Below are 6,441 nucleotides of genomic sequence, written 5' to 3' on the forward strand. Positions count from 1 at the left end.
TCATCCATAACGGCGAGGCGATCAATTATTCGGGGGAGATAGAGATGGTATACCCAAGCAAATATAGCGCAATTAACCTACTACCTGAGCTTGATCTTGATAAAGAGAAATGGAGCCAAATACCCAGTGAAGAGTCCATCGCATCAACCATAAAAGCCATCGAAAAGAGAGGCGTGAGAGTGGTGAGATTGCCAGATGGCAATCAGGCTTTGGCCAAGATCAAAGAGTTGATTCCTCCCGGCTCGGAGGTTATGAATGGTTCCTCGACCACCCTCATCGAGATTGGTTTTCAGGAGCTTATGGATAGCGGCGAGCACGAATGGAAGGATATGAAGCTGATGGTGACCGGGGAGAACGATGCTCAGAAAAGAGCCAAGATCAGGCGAAAGACCGTTACCTCCGATTATTTCCTGTCCGGAGTGAATGCCATAGCCATGACCGGGGAGCTAGTGGGCTGTGATGCCACCGGAAGCAGAGTAGGCGCGTGGCCCTACGGCGCCGGGAACCTGCTGCTGGTAGCGGGAACGAATAAGATCGTCCCCTCATTGGATGACGCTCTGCGCCGCATAAGAGAGTACACCTTCCCCTTGGAGGATCTTCGCTCCCGGAATGTATATGGCGTTCCGAGCAAGATTGGAAAATGCGTCATCCTTGCCAATGAGTCCCAGCCTGGCAGGGTCACGCTTCTATTGATAGACGAAAGCCTTGGATACTGATTTGTTATAGAAAAAAATAAGGGGCAATATACTGGCCAAGCAATCATGCCCGGCCAGCCGATCGAGCCCCTCGATTGCTAAACAATCGTTCAATTTTTAACGCAGCTGGAAAGCCAGGTAGATGGTGGCCATGCCTCCCACAATTGCCAGCACTGCTAAGAGATAGATCAAAATGGCGATACCAACAAATGGAGAGCCGATGATCAGCAGCCCAAATATCATGCTCAAGGCTCCCATGATGGCTGCACCCCATCCTTCCCTCATTGCCCAGAATAGGCTCAGCGCTCCGAAACAAATAGCCAGTATTCCCACCACAATAACAAGCGTCTCTGGCACTAATATGGCACTCCAGTATGGATGGCCTATGACCACCATTCCCGCAATGATTCCCAGGATGCCGCTCAGAGCTCTCCACATCCAGTCAGTCTTGTCCATGAGGATTGTGGCCAGGGTTAATAGGCCGACGAAAATCCAGTACCATCCCAAGACCTGAACCAGATATATCGTGGTCATTATCGGATAAAGGATCAAATAGATTCCGATAATGAGTGCAGCCAGTCCTTGCAGCAGAATCAACCACCAAGGAACGAGATTCCCTTTAGACATGAATTCCTGCCTCCTTTACTGCAAATCGTGTCTATATCGAAAATAATTGGACTAGTTAGAAATATAGGTTATTGATATATAAGCATTTTCTACTCTTCTTTTTAAAAAGAAAGAGCGCTTGATAGACCGCCTGCCCCTCTCACTTCGTCGAGACGATCTTTATCACGTCCCCGTCCTTAAGCTCGTGTTTTTCCCCGAGGCGCATCTTGGTCCGGGCATCGATGGCAAATAGGAAGCTCTCGCCTATATCCGAATGCACCCGGAAGGCAAGGTCCCGGGCGGTGCTCCCCCGCTTCATCAGGAAGGCGTCAGGCAGTATCACTCCTTTGCGGTCGGTGAACTTGTTCTCATCCTCCACCGGATAGAGGACGATGTAGTCCAAAAGCTCGAAGATCGCTCGGTTAATGCACTCCTGCACCCCGGTTCCGCCGTATTGCTTCATTAAAGCTCTGATCTTCTCCAGCCCCGTCTTCTGGGCAGGATTGAGATCGCCTTTGATCTGGAAGTCTGGGTCCCCTGGCCGGTAGCTGATCAGTCCCGCCTTCTCTGCCATACGAAGAGCGATCTCCGCTGCTCCACTGACCGGTATCACCACCTCCTCTTTCAGAGCCAGAAGCTTTTTCACGTTCTCCGGGGGGGCAACATCCATCTTATTGGCTGCCAGGATCATGGGCTTGCTGTAGCTGCGCAAGAGAATGGCGAACATCTTCACATCCTCTGCATTCCAGCTTCCCAGGTCCTTTTTCATCTCGGTCAGAGCGCGGCGAATCTGGCTGTCAGAAACTCCCGCTCCCGCCATCTGCTCGATTAAGACCTGATCCGGCTTGCCGCCCAATGCCCGGAAGTTCCTCATCAATTTTTCCCAGTTGCGGTTTAGGATGCCGTTGAGCCACATGCTGATCTCGTATTCCAGGAATTTTACGTCGGAAACCGGATCGTAGTTGCCCGTACCTACCGGGTTTCCTTCGGCATCCGTGCCGCCCGAAGCATCGAGCACATGAATCACCGCCTCCGCCACTCGCAGAGCATCCAAAAATTCGTTCCCAAGGCCCTTGCCCAGGTGAGCGTCCGGCACCAGGCCGGCAACGTCGATCAGCTCGATGGCGATGAACCGCACCCCGTCCTTGCATCTTCCGCAACCCTTCTCAATCCCCAGATCCTTGCAGGGGCAGGGGACGCGCACATAAGAGACGCCATGGTTGGCGTCGATCGTGGTAAAGGGATAGTTGGCTATATCCACCTCTACCAGGGTCGCAGCCTTGAAAAAGGTGGATTTGCCAGAATTCGGCTTTCCAGCCAGCCCGACAGAGAGCATATCAGGTCAGAGTTCCCGCTCAGCGAGAGATGTTCTTGACATTCATCTCGACGGACTTGGCCTCAAACCGGGCTGCCTTATTCCCGGCGAGCTTGCCAGCAAGAGCCAGCCCCTTCTCCGAGACAGCCTTCTCCTGCAGGACACCTGCAGCAAGGGCATCAGAGTAGAGCTTCTCTCCCTTGTCCGTGCGGGTGAGAACGGTCGACCAGCCATCACCCGATCCCACGCTGCCCACGGAGATGTCCGCCAGTTCGCTGGCAAAGTCGAAGCATGGACCGCATCCCTTGAAGTTATACTGGTCCGTCTCCTCCAGCTTCACCTCATCGACCTTGCCCTGTTTATCTATCACCCTGAACATACCCTTCTTGATCTCAAACCGGGCCACATTCTTGGGATCCAGGCCGAACCTGCCCTTCACCAGGCCGTTCATGAGCAGATCGTAGTCGAAGTTCTCCATACAGAACAGGCCAACGAGCAGAGCGATCTTCTCCTGGCCGATCTGATAGGGCTCTTCCAGCAGCTGAACCTTTCTGAGGCCCTGGATCTGGCAGGGAGTTCCTACAAATCCGATCTTTTCGAATCCCATGTTTAGGGCTTCAGCCAATGAATTTACGCTATTGTTTATGGTGTACTTGGTGCCAGCGGCAGCCCTGATCTCATCGGCGGTGGTAACAACCCGAGATACCGTCCTCCACTCATCATCCTTGTCGGTGACGATGGCACAATCGATCATCCCCGACTCCAGCGCAAAAACAAGCAGAGCAGTGGCCACGCCGCCATCCTGGGCTAAACCCTTGCGGGAGACAGCCTGAGCGGATATGGCCTTCTTGTATATGCCCAGCTTTTCCTCGGGATTACGAGTCCTCCCCAAGAGCTTGGACTCCATCTGGCCCATATCCAGGATGTTTCTGGGACAGTAGGTGAAGCACAGGCCGCAGTGGGGATCGTACATCACCAGCTCTGGCTTGTCCTCCACATGCTCAATCCTGGGGCAGAGGGCCTCGCATGTGCCACAGCGACAGCATACATCCGATTTTATGACCTTATACTCCAGCTCTCCGAAACCACATTCCAGGTAAGTGGGCTCTGCAATCTTCTCCTTAGCAGCCATGATCATGATCTCCAAAAGTTAGAGGGCTAAATCACCTCCCGACCTAAAGCTTTTATGGTTCGAATGAGGTTTGAGCGTAGATGATCCTGGGTCTGGATATTGGGGGGGCGAACACCAAAGCGGCGAGTGCGGACAGCAAGTATGCCAAAAGCGTTTATCTTCCCCTCTGGAAGAACTCGCCCCTGGAGAAGGTCTTAAAGAGGATCAATGCCGAGCAGAAGCCGGAGGCAGTAGCTGTGGTCATCACTGGCGAGCTGGCAGACTGCTTCTCCTCCAAAAGGGAGGGAGTGGAAAGCATCATGGCCGTGGCATGCCGTGCCTTCTCCTGTCCGGTCTATTTCTGGGGCCATGATGGATTTGCCCGAAACGACATCATAAATCCGACTAACTCGACCGGCATAATTGATATGATCAACACGACCGATATTCTGCATGTCGCCGCAGCCAACTGGTCCGCTTCGGCTGCGCTTCTTGCTCGCGAGATAGGTGATTGCCTCTTTGTGGACATGGGCAGCACCACCACAGACCTGATTCCCATTAGGGCTAGGCCCCTGGCAGCGAAGACCGATTTCCTCCGCCTGGCCAGAGGAGAGCTGGTCTATATGGGCCTCCTGCGCACCGGTCTTGCCTGCATTCTGCCCGTGGCCAGGATCAGAGGCCATTATGTGCCGCTTGCCCCAGAGCTTTTCGCCATCATCGCTGATGCTCGTCTTGTTTTGGGCCATATAGATCTGGATCGGTATGCCTGCGATACTGCAGACGGAAAAGACAAGGGCCGACATTCTTCCCTCCGCCGGCTGGCGCGCTCCGTCTGTGCCGACCTGGAGGAGATAGGGGAATGCGGAGCTTTGGCCATAGCGGAGCAGGCCTGCACAGAGCAGAAGAAAGCTCTTGTTGCGGCCATGGAGAGGCAGGCAGAAAGGCATGGCCTGGAAAGGGTGGCAGCAGCGGGAATTGGAGAATGGTTGATTGCCGAGGCGGCCAATACGCTGGGCATGGAGTGCATTCTGCTCTCTGAATTGTATGGCAGCAGGATATCGGATGTCTTCCCTGCTTATGCAGCCGCGAGGCTACTGGAGACATATCCCGTCTATCTTCAGGGATGATATATGAGATTTGCCACCGTCCTCTATTTTTTAAAATATAAATTAATTTAATATTTAAGATCCTTTTCAGTCTCTATTTCTTTTATAATTCCCATCAACCATTAACTAGTTATAAAATATGTAATGATCAACCTGCGGGGATTATAATGCCAAAGATTGCCATTATTTATGCCAGCCAGTCTGGAAAGACGAAGAGGATGGCAGAGGCTATTGCCAATGGAGCGAAGAGCGTTGAGGGTGTGGATGTACTATTGAAAAAAGTATTTCAGGCGAAGCCTGACGACGTCTTGGACGCCGATGCAGTGTTTCTTGGCGGCTCAACCTATAACAGCAAGCTTATCAAGACCATGGACCCATTCCTGGCCCAGCTGGAGAAGCTCGACCTGAAGGGGAAGGTGGGAGTGGCCTTTGGCTCATACGGATGGAGTGGTGAGGGGGTGCCTATCCTAATCGATCGGATGAAATCTTTTGGCATGTCGGTGATAGAGCCGGGAACAACGGCGGTCCAACTTCCCACTAAAGAGGACCTGGAGAGATGCACGGACCTCGGAAAAGCGGTAGCCAATGGTTTGTTGAACTAGATGCTTTCGAAAAGAGAAAATATCAGCGTTTAGGTAAAATCTAGCGTGTATTTGAAATCTATATAGTTTATGTTTCGATAACTTTGGTAAGGGTAATACTATATTTTATGTTGGATAGGTTTACATATTATCCATGCAAAGCTTCCGCCGGTGAATTGATGAGAAAGCTATTTGGTGCTCTATTGATAGCCTTGATCGTATGTGCAATCGGCACTACTATGGTTGTGGCTATGGAAGATGTTCGTGTTGCAGGATCAACAACTGTACTGCCTCTTGCAGAAGGCGGGGCAGAGGTCTTTAACGCTGAGCAGTCTGATTACAGGGTTACTGTCACTGGAGGCGGCACTGGTGTGGGGATGAAAAACATCGCCGAGGGCAACTCCGAGATAGCCATGGCCTCTCGAGAGGTCACTGATGAGGAGCGGGAGAAGTTCGGAGACAAGTTCCAGGAGAACCTCATCGGCTATGATGGGATAGTTATCGCCGTCAGCCGGGAGATATATGATGCGGGCGTGACCTCCCTGAGCAAGGAACAGGTCGAAGAGATTTATGCAGGCGAGATCGACAATTGGGAGGAGCTCGATGGTCCGGATGAGGAGATACTGGTCATCGGCAGAGAGCAAGGCTCTGGAACCAGGGATACCTTCAATGAGGAGATCATGGGCGATAAGTCCGCTGAGACTCCGGGCGTGAGCACAGTTGCTGGCAGCAATGCAGAGATAAAAACCGCTCTGACCGGGAGCGATCAGGCCATTGGATACTTGGGATACTCCTATGTTCAGGACGACTCAGTAGGGACCATCAGCCTGGATGGGATTCTACCAACAGAAGAGACCATCAAGGACGGAAGCTATGAGCTGGCTCGCGAGCTATACTTCTATACCTACGATGAGGCAACTGCTGGCGCGCAGTCCTTCATTGACTTCATGCTGGGCTCCAAGGGACGGGATGTCGCCACAGAGTATGGATTCATACCGCTCTGAGAGACGATAACCCCATTTTTATT

At 52.3% G+C, this 6,441-nt stretch carries 7 protein-coding genes; 4 read left to right on the top strand and 3 right to left on the bottom strand.

The genetic code is table 11. The annotated features are described in order from the left end of the window. On the top strand, positions 1-716 hold a 716-nt coding region (locus BP727_RS00200), incomplete at its 5' end, for a lactate utilization protein (protein ID WP_286856690.1). A 96-nt stretch (positions 717-812) separates the two neighbouring features. On the opposite strand, the gene BP727_RS00205 is transcribed toward BP727_RS00200, so the two are convergent. The 3 genes from BP727_RS00205 to BP727_RS00215 all read right to left on the bottom strand — a co-directional run bounded on the left by BP727_RS00205 (position 813) and on the right by BP727_RS00215 (position 3,754). Further along, the gene (locus tag BP727_RS00205; RefSeq protein WP_013719829.1) at positions 813-1,322 is read right to left on the bottom strand and encodes an HdeD family acid-resistance protein; all 510 of its coding nucleotides are present in this window, start codon (positions 1,320-1,322) and stop codon (positions 813-815) included. Positions 1,323-1,461: 139 nt separating this feature from the next. Beyond that, complete coding sequence (locus tag BP727_RS00210) at positions 1,462-2,637, bottom strand: redox-regulated ATPase YchF (RefSeq protein ID WP_273278325.1); 1,176 nt, start codon at positions 2,635-2,637, stop codon at positions 1,462-1,464. A gap of 19 nt (positions 2,638-2,656) precedes the next feature. Then, positions 2,657-3,754, bottom strand: coding sequence for a Coenzyme F420 hydrogenase/dehydrogenase, beta subunit C-terminal domain (locus BP727_RS00215; protein WP_286856701.1), 1,098 nt, complete (start codon positions 3,752-3,754; stop codon positions 2,657-2,659). Between the two features lie 74 nt (positions 3,755-3,828). Between BP727_RS00215 and BP727_RS00220 the strand changes: the two genes are divergently transcribed. From BP727_RS00220 to BP727_RS00230, 3 genes are all read left to right on the top strand, one after another. After that, complete coding sequence (locus BP727_RS00220; protein ID WP_273272042.1) at positions 3,829-4,854, top strand: hydantoinase/oxoprolinase family protein; 1,026 nt, start codon at positions 3,829-3,831, stop codon at positions 4,852-4,854. A 146-nt stretch (positions 4,855-5,000) separates the two neighbouring features. Next, positions 5,001-5,435: a flavodoxin domain-containing protein gene (locus tag BP727_RS00225; RefSeq protein WP_273278327.1), complete on the top strand. Its 435-nt coding sequence runs from the start codon at positions 5,001-5,003 to the stop codon at positions 5,433-5,435. 158 nt (positions 5,436-5,593) lie between these two features. Further along, positions 5,594-6,418 (top strand): phosphate ABC transporter substrate-binding protein, encoded by an 825-nt coding sequence (locus BP727_RS00230; RefSeq protein ID WP_013719834.1) that lies wholly within the window; start codon positions 5,594-5,596, stop codon positions 6,416-6,418. The last annotated feature ends 23 nt before the right edge of the window (positions 6,419-6,441 follow it).

The sequence above is a fragment of the Methanosaeta sp. UBA356 genome (assembly GCF_002496465.1).
Classification (GTDB): domain Archaea; phylum Halobacteriota; class Methanosarcinia; order Methanotrichales; family Methanotrichaceae; genus Methanothrix; species Methanothrix soehngenii.

Coding starts and splice junctions, on each gene's coding strand:
- BP727_RS00205 (WP_013719829.1), bottom strand. CDS start 1,322: ATGTCTAAAGGGAATCTCGTTCCTTGGTGGTTGATTCTGCTGCAAGGA.
- BP727_RS00210 (WP_273278325.1), bottom strand. CDS start 2,637: ATGCTCTCTGTCGGGCTGGCTGGAAAGCCGAATTCTGGCAAATCCACC.
- BP727_RS00215 (WP_286856701.1), bottom strand. CDS start 3,754: ATGATCATGGCTGCTAAGGAGAAGATTGCAGAGCCCACTTACCTGGAA.
- BP727_RS00220 (WP_273272042.1), top strand. CDS start 3,829: ATGATCCTGGGTCTGGATATTGGGGGGGCGAACACCAAAGCGGCGAGT.
- BP727_RS00225 (WP_273278327.1), top strand. CDS start 5,001: ATGCCAAAGATTGCCATTATTTATGCCAGCCAGTCTGGAAAGACGAAG.
- BP727_RS00230 (WP_013719834.1), top strand. CDS start 5,594: ATGAGAAAGCTATTTGGTGCTCTATTGATAGCCTTGATCGTATGTGCA.